This is a genomic window from Mycobacterium sp. NGS17 (assembly GCF_059813205.1).
In genome coordinates this window covers 125,991-144,821 of sequence record NZ_JCALED010000009.1, presented here as the reverse complement: position 1 = coordinate 144,821, position 18,831 = coordinate 125,991, and the positions used below count along the sequence as shown (strand labels likewise).

The window sequence follows — 18,831 nt, the reverse complement described above, 5'->3', positions numbered from 1 at the left end:
GACCAGGTATAGGAGAGTCAAGCGTGGCACGCGATTACTACGGGCTGCTCGGCGTGAGCAGAAACGCCAGCGACGCGGAGATCAAGCGCGCTTACCGCAAGCTCGCCCGCGAACTGCATCCCGATGTCAACCCCGACCAGGCCGCGCAGGCGAAATTCCAGGAGATCAGTGCCGCCTACGAGGTGCTGAGCGACCCCGAGAAGCGGCGGATCGTCGACCTGGGTGGGGACCCGCTGGAGAACGCGGCCGCGGGCGGCGGTTTCGGCGGATTCGGCGGCGGCCTGGGCGATGTCTTCGAGGCTTTCTTCGGCGGCGGCTTCAGCGGCGGCGCGACCTCGCGCGGCCCGATCGGGCGGGTGCGGCCGGGCTCGGACTCGCTGCTGCGGATGCGGCTCGACCTCGAAGAGTGCGCCACCGGTGTGACAAAGCAGGTCACCGTCGACACCGCGGTGCTGTGTGACAGGTGCCAGGGCAAGGGCACCAACGGCGATTCGGCACCGGTGCCCTGCGACACCTGCGGTGGCCGCGGCGAGGTACAGACGGTGCAGCGCTCGCTGTTGGGGCAGGTGATGACGTCGCGACCCTGCCCGACCTGCCGCGGGGTCGGCGTCGTCATTCCCGACCCGTGCCACCAGTGCATGGGCGACGGCCGGGTGCGGGCCCGCCGCGAGATCAGCGTCAAGATCCCGGCCGGCGTCGGCGACGGCATGCGGGTGCGGCTCGCCGCGCAGGGCGAGGTCGGGCCCGGTGGTGGGCCGGCCGGTGACCTGTATGTCGAGGTGCACGAACAGGCCCACGACGTCTTCGTCCGCGAAGGCGACGACCTGCACTGCACGGTGTCGGTGCCGATGGTTGACGCGGCGCTGGGCGTCACGGTCACCGTCGACGCCATTTTGGACGGCGTCAGCGAGATCACCATTCCGCCCGGCACCCAACCGGCTTCGGTCATCACGCTGCGTGGCCACGGCATGCCGCACCTGCGGTCCGGCACCCGGGGCGATCTGCATGTGCACGTCGAGGTGGTAGTGCCGGCCCGGCTGGACCACCGCGACACCGAATTGCTGCGCGAGTTCAAGACGCGCCGCAGCCGCGACGTGCCCGAGGTCCGCTCGACCCACGCCGGCGGAGGCTTGTTCAGCCGGCTCCGCGAAACCTTCACCGGGCGCTAGCCGGCGCCCGGAAGCGCGCACATGGTCGCGACCCTGTTTTACCTCGACGATCTGCCCGAGCCCGGCTCGCTCGCCGTACTGGGCGGTGACGAGGGATTCCACGCCGCCACCGTGCGGCGGATCCGTCCCGGCGAGCGGCTCGTTCTCGGCGACGGCGCCGGAGCCCTGGCCCACTGCGAGGTGGAACATGCCGGGCGCGACGGGTTGCGGGCACGGGTGCTCGAGCGCTGGAGCGTCGCGCCGGGGTCCCCGCCGGTGACGGTGGTGCAGGCGCTGCCGAAGTCGGAGCGTTCGGAGCTGGCCATCGAGCTGGCCACCGAGGCCGGCGCCGACGCGTTCGTGGCGTGGCAGGCCGCCCGATGCGTGGCCAACTGGCAGGGCAATCGGGTCGAAAAGGGCTTGCGCCGATGGCGTGCCGTCGTCCGGTCGGCGGCCCGGCAATCCCGCCGGGCGCACATCCCGCCGGTCGACGGTGTGTTGTCCACCGGGGAGCTGACGCTGCGGATCCGCGACGAGGTGGCCGCCGGAGCGACGGCGCTGGCCTTGCACGAGTCGGCCACCGAACGACTCGCGGATATCGAGCTGGCACAAGCGAAATCGCTGCTGCTGCTGGTCGGTCCAGAAGGCGGGATCGCCGAGGACGAGATGGCGGCGTTGTCCGGCGCGGGCGCGGCGGCGGTGCGGCTCGGTCCCCAGGTGCTGCGGACGTCGACCGCCGCGGCGGTGGCCTTGGGCGCGCTCGGCGTGCTGACCCGGCGCTGGAATCAGCCCGGCGAGGTGCCGGCAAACGGCGTTTCGCAGCAGATTCGCGACACCGGCGCGCCGTCGAGTACGTTGCGCAACACTGACCAAACCGGGCCTTCGGCGTAGACTGAGACGGCCCAACAACCGCCGACAAGCCGAGAAAGCAGGCATCGAGAGCCACGTGACACCCCGCGAGACCAGCGCTGCTGACGCAGCCGGAGCCGTCCCGGACTCTGCTCAGGTTCGCAGCAGCATCGATGTTCCGCCCGATGTCGTGATGGGCTTGTTGGGTTCGGCGGACCAGAACCTGCGGGCCCTGGAGCGCAGCCTGAATGCCGACCTGCACGTGCGCGGCAACGCGGTCACCCTCGCCGGCGAGCCCGCCGACGTCGCGCTCGCCGAGCGGGTGATCTCCGAACTGGTGGCCATCGTTGCGGGCGGTCAGCCGCTGACCCCGGAGGTGGTTCGGCACAGCGTCGCCATGCTGGCCGGCACCGACAACGAGTCACCGGCCGAAGTGCTGACGCTGGACGTGTTGTCGCGGCGCGGGAAGACGATCCGGCCCAAGACGCTCAACCAGAAGCGCTACGTCGACGCCATCGACGCCAACACCATCGTCTTCGGGGTCGGCCCGGCCGGCACCGGCAAGACGTATCTGGCAATGGCCAAGGCGGTCAACGCCCTGCAGACCAAACAGGTCAGCCGCATCATCTTGACCCGCCCCGCCGTGGAAGCCGGTGAGCGCCTTGGCTTTCTGCCCGGCACGCTCAGCGAGAAGATCGATCCGTATCTGCGGCCGTTGTATGACGCCCTGTACGACATGATGGACCCCGAACTGATCCCCAAGCTGATGTCGGCCGGAGTCATCGAGGTGGCGCCGCTGGCGTACATGCGCGGGCGAGCTCAACCGGTGTTCACCAAAGTGTTGACTCCGAACGGTTTTCAACCGATCGGTCAACTGCGGGTAGGGGATTTCGTGATCGGTTCTGATGGCCGACCCACGGAGGTTTTGGGTGTTTATCCGCAGGGCTTCAAGGAAATCTATCGGGTTTCAACGCAAGATGGTTCCTCGACGCTCGCATCCGGTGATCATCTTTGGTCGGTCTACACACGATCAGACAGGCGGCGTAACAGGCCTGCCCGTGTGCTCCAAACGAAGGAGATGATCGGCAACCTTCGTGCCGCTCACTATCACCGCTACGAGTTGCCGCTGTTGAGTTCGCCGGCGAATTTCGAAACCCGACCCGTGCCCCTCGATCCGTATGCTCTGGGTCTGCTGCTAGGTGACGGGTGCCTCACGTGCGCAACGACGCCCTCGTTCGCGACGACGGACCCCGAACTTGCCGAATCCCTCGAACGTCTGATTCCCGGCATCGAAGTACGACGCAAGTCGGCTGTGGATTACATCCTGAACCGGTGTCGTCACGAAATTGCCGGCCGAGAGAACCCAGTTACCAGCGCTCTTCGCCAGCTGGGTCTAGCCGGTAAGCGGTCCTCCACGAAATTTATTCCTCGGGATTACCTCATCAACTCGCCCGATGTGCGGCTGGCTTTGTTGCAAGGGCTCCTTGACTCGGATGGAGGCCCGGTCACCCAGCAGGGACGAACATGCCGGGTCCAATTCACCACGGTGTCGGCTCGGCTCCGCGATGATGTGGTGTTCCTGATTCAGTCACTCGGCGGGGTCGTTTACTGGCGCACCAGACGTGCCGACGGGCGAAAGTCCGGACTTGCTCGAGGTAGGCAGGTGCATCACCGCTCGGACGCATACATCCTGGACCTCCGGCTTCCGGACGGGCTTATGCCATTCCGGCTGGCCCGTAAGGCCGCGAAATATGACCTGACCGGTGGCGGTCGGCCCATACGTTTCGTCGATCGGATCGAACCGGCGGGCACCGAGGAGGCAGTGTGCATCCAGGTCGCAGCCGCAGATTCGCTGTATGTCACCGAAGATTTCTTGCTGACGCATAACACCTTGAACTCCGCGTTCATCGTGCTCGACGAGGCGCAGAACACCACCGCTGAGCAGATGAAGATGTTCCTCACCCGACTCGGCTTCGGCTCGAAGATCGTTGTCACCGGTGACATCACGCAGGTCGACCTTCCGGGCGGCGCCAAGTCGGGCTTGCGTTCGGCGATGGAAATCCTGGACAGCGTGGATGACATCCACGTCGCGGAGCTGACCAGTGTGGATGTGGTCCGCCACCGCCTGGTCTCCGAGATCGTCGACGCCTATGCGAAGTTTGACGAGCCCGGCCTGACGATGAACCGGGCGTCGCGGCGGGCGGCGGGCTCGCGTGGTCGTCGATGATGTGCGGTGAGTGGGTTCTATGAGCATTGAGGTATCCAACGAATCGGGTATCGACGTCTCTGAGGCCGAACTGATCAGCGTCGCGCGGTTCGTCATCGCCAAGATGGACGTCAACCCGGCTGCCGAGCTGTCGATGGTGCTGCTGGACACCGCCGCTATGGCCGACCTGCACATGCGCTGGATGGACCTGCCCGGCCCGACCGACGTGATGAGCTTTCCGATGGACGAGCTCGAGCCCGGTGGACGACCGGACGCCCCCGAGCCGGGTCCCTCGATGCTGGGCGACATCGTGCTGTGCCCGGAATTCGCGGCCGGCCAGGCCGCCTCGGCGGGCCACAGTCTGGGGCACGAGCTGGCGCTGCTGGCCATCCACGGCGTGCTTCACCTGATCGGCTACGACCACGCCGAGCCGGACGAGGAGAAGGAGATGTTCGCCTTGCAGGACCGGCTGCTCGAGGAATGGGTCGCCGATCAGGTCGAGGCCTACCATCAGGACCGCCAGCAGGAGCGCGACCGCCAATTGCTCGACGAGTCAAGGTATTTCGACAATTGAGGCCACTCAAGATTCTGGCGGCAGCCGCCATCGCGTTCGCACCGTTGCCGGTGTGGGTCACCACCGACACCGAGGCGCGGGCGGCCCCGTGCGCGGGTGCGGGATCGAACCCCGTCGCCTGCGAGCACTGCATGTTCTACGTGAACGCCTACCACACGGCGAACGTGTGCAACGAGGACCGCCACGGCGTGCAAGGGCCCCCGAGCAACGCGCCCTCACCGGTTCCACACGTCCCCGTTCCGGTTTACGAGCCGCCCCCGCTCCCGGCGCCGGTGGAGGGCCCGCTGGTACTCCCGCCGCCGAATTCCGGTCAGAACCCCGTCCCGGTGGTGGAGATCAATCCGCCTGGCCCGGACGCACCACGCAATGCCCCGGTGGTGGCGCCCCCACGGGGGCTGGATGCGCCGTCGCTGGCGATCGCGGCGGCCAAGGCCGCCCCGCCGACGCGAGTCGACCCCGCCAACCCGCCGAAGCCGCCCTCCCAGGTTGATTTCAACCAGCAGGTGCAGAACGTCGTGACGTCCCACCGGGACAACGTCGACATTCTCAAGGTTGACGATCAGAAGTTCATCCGGCCGCGCCACTGGGACTACCTCGACTACGACGACGCCTACCGTCGTCCGACGATCTACAACCCGCTCAGTCAGCCGGTTACGTTCCGCTACTTCTACAACGGCGCCTACCAGGAGGCGTATCTGCCGCGCGGAGCGCGGATGGTGCTCGACGCCAGCACCGTCGGCGTCGTCCCGTTCACCGCGGTCAGCGACAGCTACGTCGCGGCGGGCAGCTTCTACGGCGCGGGTTCGATACCGCCGAACGAACCCAACGGCGCGACGGCACCGGACCGCAAGCCGGCGCCACCCAAGCTCTACGAGAACGTCACCGTGTCCGTCCCCGCCAAAAGCGAGATCGTCGAAGTGGGCCACGTGGCGCTGGTGGGTCACGACGGCAGTCAGTCCGCGGGCGGCCAGGACACCTTCCTGCTCGATGACTCCACTCTGGCCTGGGGGCAGATCGACAACTCCAGCAGCGCCCCCGCCCAGATCAGGGTGATCAAGACCCAGCCGACGCCGGGCGTCGGGCCGACCGACGACGGCAGCTTCTTGGTGTTGCTGGCCGTCCATCACCAGGAACCCGGCCTGCCCCACCAATCCGGGTGGGCCCTGCCGCTGCGCTTCGGCGGGTTTGCGGTGGTGGTGGGCCTGATCGCCTGGCTGCTCAACCGCCGGAATCGGAGCGAGGAGCAGAGAGCTGAGGAGCAGAAGGCTGAGGAGCAGAAGGCTGACACCTAGCGGGCGCCGGTCTGGGCACCGGCAAACCGCCATGCCGCGGGTCAAAGCCACAGGGGAGTCAGTGACCAAGTCAAGGTATGTCGACAATTGACGGGCTGGTCTGAGCTGCTCGGTGCAGTCGCGCTGATCGCGCTGGGCGGGCTATTCGCGGCGATCGACGCGGCCATCAGCACGGTGTCGCTGGCCCGGGTTCAGGAGTTGGTGCGCGACGAGCGGCCCGGCGCGGTGGCCTTGTCCAAGGTGATGTCGGAACGGCCGCGCTACATCAACCTGGTGGTGCTGCTGCGGATCACCTGCGAGATCACGGCGACCGTACTGCTGGTGGTGTTTCTCTACGACAACTTCGGGCTGAAGTGGGGATTGTTCGGCGCGGCTGCCATCATGGTGGTGACCAGCTTCGTCGTCATGGGAGTGGGGCCGCGCACCCTCGGCCGGCAGAACGCCTACTCCATCGCGCTGACGACAGTGCTTCCGCTGCAAGCGATCTCGTGGCTGCTGATGCCGATCAGCCGGTTGCTGGTGGTGCTGGGTAATGCGGTGACTCCCGGCCGCGGCCTGCGGAACGGGCCGTTCGCCTCGGAGATCGAACTGCGCGAAGTCGTCGATTTGGCCCAGCAGCGGGGAGTGGTCGCGGCCGAAGAACGCAGGATGATTCAGTCGGTCTTCGAACTCGGTGACACCCCGGCCCGCGAGGTGATGGTGCCGCGCACCGAGATGATCTGGATCGAAAGCGACAAGTTCGCCAGCCAGGCCATCAACTTGGCGGTGCGCAGCGGGCATTCCCGCATCCCGGTGATCGGCGAGAACGTCGACGACATCGTCGGCGTCGTGTATTTGAAAGACCTTGTCCAGCAAACGGTTCTGTCTGGTGACGGCGGCCGGACCCCGCCGGTGTCGAAGGTCATGCGTCCCGCGGTCTTCGTGCCGGACTCCAAACCTCTGGACTCGCTGCTGCGCGAAATGCAGCGCGACCGCAACCACATGGCTCTTCTCGTCGACGAGTACGGCGCGATCGCCGGCCTGGTCAGCATCGAAGACGTGCTGGAGGAAATCGTCGGCGAGATCGCCGACGAATACGACCAGGCCGAGACGGCGCCGGTAGAAGAACTGGGCGACAAGCACTTCCGGGTGTCGGCGCGACTGCCGATCGAGGACGTGGGCGAGCTGTATGACGTGGAATTCGACGACGATCTCGACGTCGACACCGTCGGCGGCCTGCTCGCCCTGGAATTGGGCCGGGTGCCGCTGCCGGGCGCCGAGGTGGTGTCCCACGGTCTGCGGCTGCGGGCCGAAGGCGGCACCGATCACCGGGGCCGCGTACGGATCAACACGGTCCTGCTCAGCCCGGCCGAATCCGACGGTTCATCCAATGGCGAGGAATCCCAGCAGCATGACTGAATTCCGTTCCGGGTTCGTATGTTTGGTCGGCCGCCCGAACACCGGTAAATCGACGCTGACGAACGCGCTCGTCGGGAGCAAGGTCGCGATCACCTCGATGCGGCCACAGACCACCCGGCACACCATCCGCGGCATCGTGCATCGAGACGACTTTCAGATCATCCTGGTCGACACGCCGGGCCTGCACCGCCCGCGCACGCTGCTGGGCCAGCGATTGAATGACCTTGTGCGCGATACCTATTCCGAAGTCGACGTGATCGGGCTGTGCATTCCGGCCGACGAAGCGATCGGTCCGGGGGACCGGTGGATCGTCGAACAGATCCGTTCGACCGCGCCGAGGACGACTCTGGTCGCGATCGTCACCAAGATCGACAAGACGCCCAGAGACCGGGTAGCCGCGCAGCTGGTGGCGGTCAGCGAGCTGGTCGGTGACTCCGCCGAGATTGTCCCGGTGTCGGCGCTGACCGGGGCGCAGGTCGACATCCTGACCGACGTGCTGGCCGCCGCTTTGCCGCCCGGGCCGGCGTACTACCCCGACGGTGAGCTGACCGACGAACCCGAAGAGGTCCTGATGGCCGAGCTCATTCGCGAGGCCGCCCTCGAGGGTGTTCGTGACGAGCTGCCGCACTCGTTGGCGGTGGTCATCGACGAAGTAAATCCGCGGGCGGACCGTGACGACCTGATCGACGTCCACGCCCTGCTCTACGTCGAACGCGACAGCCAGAAGGGGATCGTCATCGGCAAGGGTGGCGCCCGGCTGCGCGAGGTCGGGACCGCCGCGCGCGCCCAGATTGAAAAGTTGCTGGGCACCAAGGTTTACCTCGACCTGCGCGTCAAGGTCGCCAAGAATTGGCAGAGCGACCCCAAACAGCTTGGCCGACTTGGGTTTTAGGGTTCACATCCGACCAGCGCGTGGACCATGTGAGTGTTGGTGCGCACGCTCATGTCGCGGTGACCCGGCGGCGTAAACCCGTAGCGATTCTTGGCCCGATAATCGGCCAGCGCATCGAGCAGGGGAGCGGTCGATGGTCCATCGCCAACGGATACCCCCGCTGGCGGCGGCTAATTCGCGGCGACACCTGCGAAAACGCGCCCTGGCACGTCAGCCGTTGGTTGCGGAGGCGCCGGGAGCGTCTGTGGTCTGATCCCACCACGACTGCGGTTGTTGGCTAACCCATCCGCAGACGGCTTCCAGCTCGGCGGCCAGCGAAATCAGCATGCCCTCGCTGTTCGCCGGACCCATCAGCTGCACACCGATCGGCAAGCCGTCGGAGGTGAAGCCGGCCGGAACGTTGATCGACGGCCAGCCCAGGACGTTCCACGGGAACGTCAGCGGGCACGCCGCGATCATGGCGCGGTCGGTGCCGAAGCCGCTCAGCCGGTCGAAGGCGCGCGCCAGTGGCGGCGGTTGGGCAGTGGTCGGCGCCAACACGACGTCGACGATGTCGAAGATCGAGCCCACCCGCCGCTGGTCTTCCACTTCGTGGCGGCGCGCGCTGCGCAAGATCGCCTGTCCCAGCACGGCGCCCAAGCGCAGATTAGACAGAGTGCGGGGATCCAGCACGACACCGTCGCCCAGCCGCTCCTCCCAGTCCCGCAAGCCCGAGGTGGACCGGGCGAGAAAGTCCCAGGACAGCCGCACGCCGTAGTCCGGGTTGCCGGACACCACGGTATGGCCGAGCAGTTCGAGTTGCTTGCCGACGACTCGTGTCGCGGCCAGGATCTCCGGGTGCAGCTTCGGCCGGAAGCCGGTGAACGGGAAGCGGGTGGACAGCGCGATGTTCAGCGGGCCGGGCGCTTTGCCCACGTAGTCGGACGCGGTAATCCGCGGCGGCTTGTGCCGGTCGCCGTTGACGTTGCCGGACGCGGCGTCGAGCACCAACGCCGCATCGGCCACGGTCCTGGCCAGCACGCCGTTGACCGTGATGCCGTTGAACGCCTCCGGCAACGGCCAGGTCGAGATGCGTCCACGCTGCGGCTTGATGCCCACCAGATGCGTCCACGCCGCCGGGATGCGGATGCTGCCGGCGCCGTCGGAGCCGATCGCGGCGGTGACCAGGCCCGCCGCCACCGCCGCGGCACTGCCGCCCGACGATCCGCCGGGGGTGTGCCGGCGCGACCACGGGTTGCGGGTATGCCCGAAACCAGGCCCGCTGGTGAACGGCCACTGGCCGAGCTCGCAGGTGTTCGTCTTGCCGACGATGACGGCACCGGCCGCTTTGAGACGGCGCACCACCTCGGCGTCGTGCGTGGCCGGCGGGACCGACCCCTCGGTCCCGAAGGCGGTGGGCACCCCGGCAACGTCGACGTCGTCTTTCACGGCGATCGGGATCCCCAGCAGTGGGGCGGTGTCCCCGGCCGCGCGCCGCCGGTCGGCTTCCGCGGCGTCGGCCAGCGCCGACTCGGTGAGCACCACCCGGAAGGCGTTCAGTGTGGGCTGGCTGGCGTGAATGGCGTGCAGGGAGCGACCCACCAGGGTGGTGGATGTCACCGAGCGGCTGGCCAGCTGATAGAGCAGGTCAGTGAGTGTGGGCAGGCGCCGGTGGCCCGATCCGGAAATGGACCCGGAACCCAACCCCGAAGCGCCGATCACGGGGTACGAGACTAACGGCGCGGATACCCGTAATGTCGCGGCGGGGTGCAAAACTATTGTGATGCGGCTATACCGAGACCGAGCTGTTGTGTTGCGCCAGCACAAGCTCGGCGAAGCCGACCGGATCGTCACCTTGCTTACTCGTGATCATGGACTGGTCCGCGCGGTCGCCAAGGGCGTGCGCCGCACCCGCAGCAAATTCGGTGCCCGGCTGGAGCCGTTCGCGCACATCGACGTGCAACTACATCCCGGCCGCAACCTCGACATCGTCACCCAGGTCGTCTCCATCGACGCGTTCGCCACCGACATCGTCAACGACTACGGCCGTTACACCTGTGGCTGCGCCATGCTGGAAACCGCCGAGCGCCTCGCCGGCGAGGAGCGGGCGCCCGCCCCGGCCCTGCACGGGCTCACGGTGAGCGCGTTGCGGGCGGTGGCCGACGGCCGCCGGTCCAGGGGCCTCCTTCTGGACGCCTACCTGTTGCGCGCGATGGGCATCGCCGGATGGGCACCGGCGCTGGGCGAGTGCGCCCGGTGCGCCACGCCCGGCCCACACCGGGCATTTCACGTCGGCGCCGGCGGTAGCGTCTGCACGCACTGCCGCCCGGCCGGTTCGACGACGCCGCCCCCGGGGGTGCTGGACCTGATGTCCGCGCTCCACGACGGTGATTGGGACTTCGCCGAAAAAACGCCGCAATCGCACCGCAACTACGTCAGCGGCCTGGTGGCCGCGCACCTGCAGTGGCATTTGGAGCGCCAGCTCAAGACGCTGCCGCTCGTGGAACGGACGTATCACGTCGATCGCACCATCGCCGACCAGCGCGCGGCGCTGATCGGGCAGGATATGGACTGTGGCTAAACTCTGGGCCGGCGGCTCGGGTCGAAAGGCCGAGTCCGCCACGGCGTCAGCCGATTTCCCGCAGCTGCCCCCCGCTCCGGACGACTATCCGGTGTTTCCCGACAAGTCGACCTGGCCGGTCGTCTTTCCGGACCTGCCGCCGGCCCACGACGGGGGGCCGTGCCGGCCACCGCAGCACATCTCCAAGGCGGCACCGCCCAGAATCGAGGCCGCCCGACTGCCCAATCATGTGGCCATCGTGATGGACGGCAACGGCCGCTGGGCCACCCAGCAGGGCCTGACCCGCACCGACGGCCATAAGGCGGGCGAGGCGGTAGTCATCGACATCGTCTGCGGTGCAATCGAACTCGGCATCAAATGGCTCAGCCTTTACGCCTTCTCCACGGAGAACTGGAAGCGTTCCCCCGAGGAGGTCCGCTTCCTGATGGGGTTCAACCGCGACGTGGTGCGCATGCGCCGGGTGAACCTGAAGACCATCGGGGTCAAGATCCGGTGGGTGGGTTCGCGGCCGCGCCTGTGGCGCAGCGTGATCAAGGAGTTGGCCATCGCGGAGGATATGACGAAGGACAACGACGTCATCACCGTGAACTACTGCGTCAACTACGGCGGGCGCGCCGAAATCGCCGACGCCACAAAGGAAATCGCGCGCCTGGCGGCCGCGGGCAGACTGAACCCCGAGCGCATCACCGAGTCAACCGTGACGCAGCACCTGCAGCGACCCGACATTCCCGACGTGGACTTGTTTTTGCGAACCTCGGGGGAGCACCGGTCCAGCAACTTCATGTTGTGGCAGGCGGCCTACGCCGAGTACGTCTTTCAGGACAAGCTGTGGCCCGACTACGACCGCCGCGACCTATGGGCGGCGTGTGAGGAATACGCTTCTCGTAACCGCAGATTCGGGAGCGCATAATGCCGTCGTTGCAGGAACGCCTGGCTTCGATCCTCGGCGACGTCCTTCCCCTCGAGGAGGAGCCCGACGGCGCGGTGACGGTGCGCCACGACGGCACCATCGCCTCGTTGCGCGTGGTGAACATCGCCGAGGGCCTCGATTTGGTGTCGCTCACCCAGATCCTGGCGTGGGATCTGCCGCTCACCAAGAAGGTCGGCGAGCAGGTGGCCGCGCAGGCGCGCGACAACAATTTCGGCAGCGTGACCCTGATCGAGAAGCTCAATGAGAAGGCTGTGCAACGTAATTCGAGCAAGCGCGCGTCGAAAACCGCCGACGTGATGCTGCGCTACAACTTTCCCGGCGGGGGCCTGACCGACGATGCCCTGCGGACGCTGATCCTGTTGGTGCTGGACACCGGCGCCGGGATACGCCGGACACTGATGGCGTAGTCGGCTATCGGCCGTTGCATTCCGAACAGGTACCGAAGATTTCGATCGTGTGGCTGACGTTTGAGAAACCATGTTTGGCGGCCACTTCCGCCGCCCACTCCTCGACCTCGTGATCGCCCACCTCGATGGTGGCGCCGCAGCTGCGGCAGACCAGGTGGTGGTGATGGTGCTCGGAACACCTGCGGTAGACCGACTCACCGGTGTCGGTGCGCAGCGTGTCGATCATTCCGGCCGTGGCCATCGACTGCAGCGTCCGGTAAACGGTGGTCAGGCCGATGTTCTCGCCGCGGCGGCGCAGCTCGTCATGCAGCTCTTGGGCCGAGCGGAACTCGTCGAGCGTCTCCAGCAGCGTGGAGATGGCCGCACGCTGCCGGGTGGAGCGGACGCTGACCCCGCTCATTGGCGCCACTCCTTCTCATTGCTTCGCGCTGCATCGTCGCTGGCGCGGGTCATTGGCGCGGTTCCTCACTGGCGTGCGCGACGGCGTCCACCACGATGTGCGCGAGGTGATGATCGGCGAGCCGATACAGCACCTCGCGGCCGGATCGCTCCCCGGCGACCACGCCGGCGGCCTTGAGAATCTTCAGATGCTGGCTGACCAGCGGCTGGGGCACGCCGAGCGCATCGACCAGCTCGTGGACGCAGCGATGGGACTCGCGCAATTGCAACACGATGGCGATACGCACGGGCGCTGCCAACGCACGCAACAGCTCACCGGCGGCATCGAGGATGTCCCGCGGCGGCGGCACGGGGTAGGCGGCCGAACCGGAGTGCCCACCGGCGCCGAGCGCGTCGGGGTCGTGGCCGACCACGCCCAGGTCGGCGTCGCCGTCGTCGGCGGCCGGCATCGAGGCAGAAGGTGACGGGGACGTCATCATGGGAGCGGCATCACCTCGAGAAGTGCCAGGTAGTGGGAAAAGTATCCGCCATTGAATGTCGTTATCGGCTGCCATCCACTGTCACATGCATGATGACGCATGTCAAAGACCGCGGCGTCGATCGTTACCATGACTGATGCTCTGCGCACCGCGGTTGATCCCCGCGTGTGCCCATCCAACCCCGGAAAGGGAGTGCACCGCCCCGTGGCGTCCGTCATCGACACCGTAGTGAACCTGGCCAAACGGCGCGGCTTCGTGTTTCCCTCCGGGGAGATCTACGGCGGCACCCGGTCGGCGTGGGACTACGGTCCGCTGGGGGTGGAGTTCAAGGAGAACATCAAGCGGCAGTGGTGGCGCTCGGTGGTCAGCGGTCGCGACGACGTCGTGGGCCTGGATTCATCGATCATCTTGCCGCGGCAGGTGTGGGTCGCCTCCGGCCACGTCGAGGTCTTCCACGACCCGCTGGTCGAGTCGTTGATCACCCACAAGCGCTATCGCGCCGACCATCTCATCGAGGCCTACGAGGCCAAACACGGGCACCCGCCGCCCAACGGCCTGGCCGATATCCGCGACCCAGAGACCGGCGAGCCGGGCCAGTGGACCGAGCCCCGCGAGTTCAACATGATGCTCAAGACCTACCTGGGTCCGATCGAGACCGAGGAAGGCCTGCACTATCTGCGTCCGGAGACCGCGCAGGGCATCTTCGTCAACTTCGCCAACGTGGTGACGACCGCGCGCAAGAAGCCGCCGTTCGGTATCGGCCAGATCGGCAAGAGTTTTCGCAACGAGATCACACCGGGCAACTTCATTTTCCGGACCCGTGAGTTCGAACAAATGGAAATGGAGTTCTTCGTCGAGCCGTCGACCGCGAAGGAATGGCATCAATACTGGATCGATGCCCGGCTGCAATGGTATGTCGAGCTGGGCATCGACCCGGAGAACTTGCGGTTATTTGAACATCCGGCCGACAAGCTGTCGCACTACTCCGATCGCACCGTCGATATCGAGTACAAGTTCGGTTTCGCCGGTAATCCCTGGGGCGAGCTGGAAGGTGTCGCCAACCGCACCGATTTCGACTTGTCGACGCACACAAAGCATTCCGGCGTGGACCTGTCGTTCTACGACCAGGTCACCGACACCCGGTACACGCCGTATGTCATCGAGCCGGCCGCCGGCCTGACGCGGTCGTTCATGGCCTTCTTGATCGACGCGTACGTGGAGGACGAAGCCCCGAATGCCAAGGGCAAGATGGAGAAACGCACGGTGCTGCGGCTCGACCCGCGCCTGTCTCCGGTCAAGGCTGCGGTGCTTCCGCTGTCCCGCCACGCCGACTTGAGCCCCAAAGCGCGAGACTTAGCCGCCGAGTTACGCAAATCGTGGAATATCGATTTCGACGATGCCGGCGCGATCGGGCGACGTTACCGGCGCCAGGACGAGATCGGCACACCGTTCTGCGTGACGGTGGATTTCGACTCACTCGAGGACAACGCCGTGACCGTGCGCCAGCGCGACGACATGTCCCAGGAACGGGTCGCGATGAATGCCGTCTCCGAGTATTTGGCGGTGCGCCTCAAGGGCTGTTGATCGTGTCGTCTTTGACGATTTCTGTTCGGCGCAACGGGTCGCCGCGCCAGCGTGGCGATGCGTCGTCACTGGCGCCGGGTGTCGCGAAATAAGGTTGTATAAGATTCGGCCTTTCCCGCATGGGTGCCTTAAGATCCCCTACTGGGCAAAAGTTTGGTGGCTAATGGCCGCGGGTGGACGTCGAGCCGCCCAGGGCAGCGGCCGTTGACTCGGTCGGTTGGGGTTTGCGATTGATTCCCGCGTTTGTGTTCTTCCCTCCCGAGATCAACTCGGCCTTGATAGTTGGCGGTCCGGGGTCCGGACCCCTGTTCGAGGCGGCCTCGGCGTGGGATGGGCTGGCCGCCGAGCTGTCCTCCTCGGCATCGTCGTTCAACACCGTGGTTTCGGATCTGGCCAGCGGTCCCTGGCTGGGCCCGTCGTCGACGTCGATGACCGCGGCCGCGGCCCCGTACGTGGAATGGCTGCTCCTTGCTGCGGCACAGGCAGAGGTAGCGGCACTGCAGGCCCGGATGGCGGCCCTGGCTTACGAGGGGGCTTTGGTGGCGACGGTGCCGCTGCCGGAGGTGCTGGCGAACCGGACCCGGCTTCTCGTCTTGATAGCGACGAACTTTTTGGGCGTGAACACCGCGGCGATCGCGCAGACCGAGCTCGAGTACGTCGAGATGTGGGCGCAGGATGTGGCCGCGATGTTGGGCTATCAGGCCGGGGCGCAATCGATGGCCCAGGCATTGCCGAATTTCGGCGTGCCACCCGCGGCCCTCGGGGATGGCGCACCATCCGCGGATGTGGCGAACCTGGCCGGATTGGTGACCGCACCCCTGAATTTTGCGTCGCAGTTCTTCCAGGGCTTGTCGTCGCTGGGCACCGCGTTCACCTCCCAGCTGCAGTCGGTGTTTTCGGCGCTCTCGCCGGCAATCTCGTCCTTGACGTCGCTGCTTTCGTCGACTCCGGTGGCCGGATTGACGACCGCCGCGCAGGCCGCGGCTTACCCGGCAACCGCGTTGATGACGCCCATGGCGACGCTCGCGCAAAGCGCCGGCCCGGCGGCGGCACCCACGCCGACGCCGTCGCCGGCACCGGCGTTTGCCGGTGCCACCAGCGTCCCCCTCAGCGCGCCCCATAGCGCGGGTAGCGCGTTAACCGACCTTCAGCCGTTGGCCGGTGGGGGGTTGGGCGCCCTGGGCGTTGCGACGGCGGGGCTGGGCGGCGCGCGATTCGTCGGTGCGTTGTCGGTGCCCGCCGAGTGGGAAGGGTCGATGCCGGCTTACATCGCCGCTCCTGCGATGTCGGGTGTGGGCTCTGGCGCGCCGGTTGGGGCGGCAGCCGCGGGGTCGGGCAACGGCGCGCCGATGGCGGCGATGCCCGTGGACGAGAAGCGCCCCAAGGGTGAGGACCGCGGGACCAGGGCGCAGGTGGTGAGGTCTCGTCCCAAAGTGGTTCCACGCGGCCGGGGCGGATAACGCGACGTGCTGCTGTTGCAGGCGTGGATATTGTGCAAAGTGGCGAGAATTTGAATTCTTGGATTCGTCAACATGCGCCGCAACGTGCATTGCGTCGCGACGCGGAATCGTCTGACGTCCCTAGCAAAATCGGCAACTCCGCTTTTTTCCTTCTGTTTGTCTTACGATGTGAGCCGGTGGGTGTGAATTCGATTCGCCACAGCGCCCGAACGCTCTGATCGGCTGTGGAAGGGGGCAGGGGTGCTTTTGCCTCTCCGTTCGCCGTTGCCGGATGACACGGTGTCGGCAGTTCGCGGTGAGTCCGGCATGCTCGGCGGTCTGTCGGTCCCGCTCAGGTGGGGCGTCGTCGTCCCGCCAGACGACTACGACCATTGGGCGCCGAAGCCGGAAATCGACCCCGAACCTCCCGAAGATACGCCCGACGATGGCCGCCCGGCTGCGGCTACAGAAGGAGCGCGCAGCGGGCGGGAGGGCGACACGATGCCACGAAAACCGGGCGTGATACCGCATTCCCCGGCAGCTGGTTGAGACCGGAGAAAACCCAAAGCCGTTGCGAGCGCCGATGTCCGGCGCTGCTCAGAAGCGGCCGCCGCCACCCATGAAGCCGCCGCCGGACGCACTTGGGCTGCCGCCGAACGAGGTCGGGCTCCAGCCGCCGAATCCACCCCGCATCCCTCCGGCCAGGACATTGCCGATGATGATGCCGCCGAGCATCGCACCCATGTCGCTGCCGCCGCGGCCCAGGTAGGCCCGCTGCGCCAGTTGCACGTCGTCGTTGGCCAGGGACTGCGCCGTGGCAGCCAGCGTCGACGCCGCATTCGCGTGCGCGATCGCCTCGGTCGGGAGTGTTGATCGTTTGTCTTGTGCGGCTTGGAGATGCCGCTTGGCTTCGGCCAGCCGGGTGCGCGCCTCGGGACCGATGCTGCCCCGACGCGTGTCGACGTAGTCCGACACCGCACGCACCCGCGACTGCGCGGTGAACAACGCCTGCTCCAATGACCGGTTCAGCTGTTCGGCGGCGGCCTGCTCCTGGGCCAGGGTGGCGAGTAGCCCATTGAGGTCCGCGTCGGCCTTGGTCAGCTGTCCGAATTCGCCCAGGGGATCGTCCGAAGCACCGGCTCGTGCGCTTTCGACGGCCCTGATGGCCGCGTCGCGCGCCGCGATCAGATCGCTGGCGTGCGCGGTTTTGAGGTTCGATGTCTTGTGCAGCAGTTCGTCTGCGCGCGTGATGTCGTTCTGGATGTCGGTCATCGCCGACGGCAGCCGGTCGATGGCGTGCTGGATGTCGCCCGCCGCGTGGTCGACCGCGTCGAGCAACGCGCGCGCTTGGCCGAGCGCCGACTCGGCGGCGCGCACGGCGTCGACCAGAGGGGATTGCTGCCCGCTGACGGCGTGGGCGGCAAGCTCACGCGCAGCGCCGATGTTGCGGTCGGCGAACGCCAACCTCTCCTTGGCGGTCGTGACATTGCCGGACACCGAAGTCAGCGCGGCAGCGCTGAACTCCTTGTGCAGTGCGGCAAGTCGTTGTTCGGCCGGCGCGACGCGGGTGGTGAGTTCCACGTACTGCTGCGTCAACGAGTCCAGGCGGGCGGGGGCGTTGATCACCAAATCGCGCAACTTCTCGAACGCCTCGGTTTGCGACTCCAGTTCGCGGTCGGCGCGCGCCGCCGAGACGATCACCCGGGTGAGCAGGTCGCGGCGCTGCGCGGGGGTCTCGGGCATTGCGTCGTCGAGCTGCTGCCGGATCGTGAATGCTTGGGACAGAGCCGCTTTGGCGTTCGTCACCGCCTGCGTGAATGGGCGGGTGCGGTCTTCACCGAATTCGGCGACCGCCAGGTCCAATTCATTGGCGCTGGTGCGTATCGCGTTGTCGACGTCCACCACCAGTTCGCGGGAGAGATCGTCGAGTGCCTGCGGCGGCACCTCGGCCAGCGCGGTGGCGTCGGTGGGATCGACGCGGCGTGCCGCGGCCAACGCCGCGGCGCGCCGGCGCCTGCCGCGATGACGCATGACCAGCAACAGGACTGTCAGCGCGAGCAGAATGCCCGCCAACACGGCCAGCAGGGCTACTCGGCCCGACGATCCCGGCGAGGTGTCCAACCCGTTGGCCGCCGCAACGGCGGCACCGCTCCAATCGCCGTTGTGCAGGGCGGGCTCGATGCTGTTGCGCCGCAACTTGTCGACCTGATTCGAGTTGACGCTCTTGATCGTGGACGGCACCAGGAAGGCGTACTGACGGCTCACGGTGCCGACGGCCAGCAGCGCGTCGTAGTCGCCCAGGTCGCTGCTGCTCAGGGTGCGGCGTGCCCAGTCCGCGGCGGGCTGCCCGGAGAAGTCGTCGACGTAGACCACCCACAGCCGGACGTGGCGGTCGGTGTACAGCTTGTTCAGGGCGGCGTTGACCGCGCTGCGCCCGGAATCCGACAGCGCGCCCGCGCGGTCGGTGATGTAGTCGGCCAACCGGAATGGGGGCTGCGCGCCGGCGGCCGGCGCCGGCAGCAACCCGCCGCTGAGGCCGACGGTGAGGATCGTCGCGATCACGGCGATCAGGCGAGCGGTGCGCATAGGGTCAATCTAGCCCCGCGACGATGCAGGCCAGTAGGCCTGAGCCGAGCCGGACTCCGGCAGGCAATCCCTGGCAGACTGTGCCTC

At 67.0% G+C, this 18,831-nt stretch carries 16 protein-coding genes and 3 pseudogenes; 15 read left to right on the top strand and 4 right to left on the bottom strand.

Features of this window, described 5'->3' with window-relative positions:
• The first annotated feature begins 23 nt into the window (after positions 1 to 23).
• The 9 genes and pseudogenes from dnaJ to era all read left to right on the top strand — a co-directional run bounded on the left by dnaJ (position 24) and on the right by era (position 8,359).
• The gene (gene dnaJ, locus AC5Y7E_RS19570; protein WP_499915507.1) at positions 24 to 1,169 is read left to right on the top strand and encodes a molecular chaperone DnaJ; all 1,146 of its coding nucleotides are present in this window, start codon (positions 24 to 26) and stop codon (positions 1,167 to 1,169) included.
• Positions 1,170 to 1,190: 21 nt separating this feature from the next.
• On the top strand, positions 1,191 to 2,039 hold the full coding sequence (locus AC5Y7E_RS19565; RefSeq protein ID WP_499915509.1) for a 16S rRNA (uracil(1498)-N(3))-methyltransferase: 849 nt from the start codon (positions 1,191 to 1,193) through the stop codon (positions 2,037 to 2,039).
• A gap of 55 nt (positions 2,040 to 2,094) precedes the next feature.
• Positions 2,095 to 2,814: pseudogene (locus tag AC5Y7E_RS19560) on the top strand (PhoH family protein); the annotation flags it as partial.
• Positions 2,803 to 3,624, top strand: a pseudogene (locus AC5Y7E_RS19555) (LAGLIDADG family homing endonuclease); the annotation flags it as partial. The pseudogenes AC5Y7E_RS19560 and AC5Y7E_RS19555, both read left to right, overlap by 12 nt.
• 261 nt (positions 3,625 to 3,885) lie before the next feature.
• Positions 3,886 to 4,224: pseudogene (locus tag AC5Y7E_RS19550) on the top strand (PhoH family protein); the annotation flags it as partial.
• 19 nt (positions 4,225 to 4,243) lie between these two features.
• Positions 4,244 to 4,777: an rRNA maturation RNase YbeY gene (gene ybeY, locus AC5Y7E_RS19545; RefSeq protein ID WP_499915511.1), complete on the top strand. Its 534-nt coding sequence runs from the start codon at positions 4,244 to 4,246 to the stop codon at positions 4,775 to 4,777.
• Positions 4,774 to 6,069, top strand: a complete 1,296-nt coding sequence (locus AC5Y7E_RS19540) for a hypothetical protein (protein ID WP_499950416.1) — start codon at positions 4,774 to 4,776, stop codon at positions 6,067 to 6,069. Before ybeY ends, AC5Y7E_RS19540 begins: the two co-directional genes overlap by 4 nt.
• A gap of 87 nt (positions 6,070 to 6,156) precedes the next feature.
• Complete coding sequence (locus AC5Y7E_RS19535; protein ID WP_499950414.1) at positions 6,157 to 7,467, top strand: hemolysin family protein; 1,311 nt, start codon at positions 6,157 to 6,159, stop codon at positions 7,465 to 7,467.
• Positions 7,460 to 8,359, top strand: a complete 900-nt coding sequence (gene era / locus AC5Y7E_RS19530) for a GTPase Era (protein WP_499950412.1) — start codon at positions 7,460 to 7,462, stop codon at positions 8,357 to 8,359. Before AC5Y7E_RS19535 ends, era begins: the two co-directional genes overlap by 8 nt.
• Positions 8,360 to 8,569: 210 nt before the next feature.
• Here the strand turns inward: era and AC5Y7E_RS19525 are convergent, their stop codons facing one another.
• The gene (locus AC5Y7E_RS19525) at positions 8,570 to 10,060 is read right to left on the bottom strand and encodes an amidase (RefSeq protein WP_499950411.1); all 1,491 of its coding nucleotides are present in this window, start codon (positions 10,058 to 10,060) and stop codon (positions 8,570 to 8,572) included.
• 61 nt (positions 10,061 to 10,121) lie between these two features.
• Between AC5Y7E_RS19525 and recO the strand changes: the two genes are divergently transcribed.
• The 3 genes from recO to AC5Y7E_RS19510 are packed head-to-tail and all read left to right on the top strand — an operon-like array spanning position 10,122 to position 12,257.
• Positions 10,122 to 10,919: a DNA repair protein RecO gene (recO, locus tag AC5Y7E_RS19520; RefSeq protein ID WP_499915520.1), complete on the top strand. Its 798-nt coding sequence runs from the start codon at positions 10,122 to 10,124 to the stop codon at positions 10,917 to 10,919.
• Complete coding sequence (locus AC5Y7E_RS19515) at positions 10,912 to 11,829, top strand: decaprenyl diphosphate synthase (RefSeq protein ID WP_499950410.1); 918 nt, start codon at positions 10,912 to 10,914, stop codon at positions 11,827 to 11,829. Before recO ends, AC5Y7E_RS19515 begins: the two co-directional genes overlap by 8 nt.
• The gene (locus tag AC5Y7E_RS19510; protein ID WP_499950408.1) at positions 11,829 to 12,257 is read left to right on the top strand and encodes a hypothetical protein; all 429 of its coding nucleotides are present in this window, start codon (positions 11,829 to 11,831) and stop codon (positions 12,255 to 12,257) included. Before AC5Y7E_RS19515 ends, AC5Y7E_RS19510 begins: the two co-directional genes overlap by 1 nt.
• A gap of 4 nt (positions 12,258 to 12,261) precedes the next feature.
• On the opposite strand, the gene AC5Y7E_RS19505 is transcribed toward AC5Y7E_RS19510, so the two are convergent.
• Positions 12,262 to 12,657, bottom strand: a complete 396-nt coding sequence (locus AC5Y7E_RS19505) for a Fur family transcriptional regulator (RefSeq protein ID WP_499950407.1) — start codon at positions 12,655 to 12,657, stop codon at positions 12,262 to 12,264.
• A gap of 49 nt (positions 12,658 to 12,706) precedes the next feature.
• On the bottom strand, positions 12,707 to 13,135 hold the full coding sequence (locus AC5Y7E_RS19500; protein WP_499915525.1) for an ArsR/SmtB family transcription factor: 429 nt from the start codon (positions 13,133 to 13,135) through the stop codon (positions 12,707 to 12,709).
• A 192-nt stretch (positions 13,136 to 13,327) separates the two neighbouring features.
• Here AC5Y7E_RS19500 and AC5Y7E_RS19495 point away from each other — a divergent pair, with 192 nt between their 5' ends.
• The 3 genes from AC5Y7E_RS19495 (at position 13,328) to AC5Y7E_RS19485 (ending at position 16,707) form a co-directional block, all read left to right on the top strand.
• Complete coding sequence (locus AC5Y7E_RS19495; RefSeq protein ID WP_499950506.1) at positions 13,328 to 14,719, top strand: glycine--tRNA ligase; 1,392 nt, start codon at positions 13,328 to 13,330, stop codon at positions 14,717 to 14,719.
• A 230-nt stretch (positions 14,720 to 14,949) separates the two neighbouring features.
• Entirely contained in the window at positions 14,950 to 16,179 is a 1,230-nt protein-coding gene (locus AC5Y7E_RS19490) for a PPE family protein (protein ID WP_499950505.1), read from the top strand.
• Between the two features lie 240 nt (positions 16,180 to 16,419).
• The gene (locus AC5Y7E_RS19485; RefSeq protein WP_499915527.1) at positions 16,420 to 16,707 is read left to right on the top strand and encodes a hypothetical protein; all 288 of its coding nucleotides are present in this window, start codon (positions 16,420 to 16,422) and stop codon (positions 16,705 to 16,707) included.
• 48 nt (positions 16,708 to 16,755) lie between these two features.
• On the opposite strand, the gene AC5Y7E_RS19480 is transcribed toward AC5Y7E_RS19485, so the two are convergent.
• Positions 16,756 to 18,744, bottom strand: coding sequence for a TPM domain-containing protein (locus AC5Y7E_RS19480; RefSeq protein WP_499950405.1), 1,989 nt, complete (start codon positions 18,742 to 18,744; stop codon positions 16,756 to 16,758).
• Between the last annotated feature and the right edge of the window lie 87 nt (positions 18,745 to 18,831).

Excerpts from the sequence above, each read along its gene's own strand:
- AC5Y7E_RS19565 (WP_499915509.1), top strand. The coding sequence starts at position 1,191 with ATGGTCGCGACCCTGTTTTACCTCGACGATCTGCCCGAGCCCGGCTCG.
- AC5Y7E_RS19510 (WP_499950408.1), top strand. The coding sequence starts at position 11,829 with ATGCCGTCGTTGCAGGAACGCCTGGCTTCGATCCTCGGCGACGTCCTT.
- recO (WP_499915520.1), top strand. The coding sequence starts at position 10,122 with ATGCGGCTATACCGAGACCGAGCTGTTGTGTTGCGCCAGCACAAGCTC.
- AC5Y7E_RS19505 (WP_499950407.1), bottom strand. The coding sequence starts at position 12,657 with ATGAGCGGGGTCAGCGTCCGCTCCACCCGGCAGCGTGCGGCCATCTCC.
- AC5Y7E_RS19500 (WP_499915525.1), bottom strand. The coding sequence starts at position 13,135 with ATGATGACGTCCCCGTCACCTTCTGCCTCGATGCCGGCCGCCGACGAC.
- AC5Y7E_RS19480 (WP_499950405.1), bottom strand. The coding sequence starts at position 18,744 with ATGCGCACCGCTCGCCTGATCGCCGTGATCGCGACGATCCTCACCGTC.
- era (WP_499950412.1), top strand. The coding sequence starts at position 7,460 with ATGACTGAATTCCGTTCCGGGTTCGTATGTTTGGTCGGCCGCCCGAAC.
- ybeY (WP_499915511.1), top strand. The coding sequence starts at position 4,244 with ATGAGCATTGAGGTATCCAACGAATCGGGTATCGACGTCTCTGAGGCC.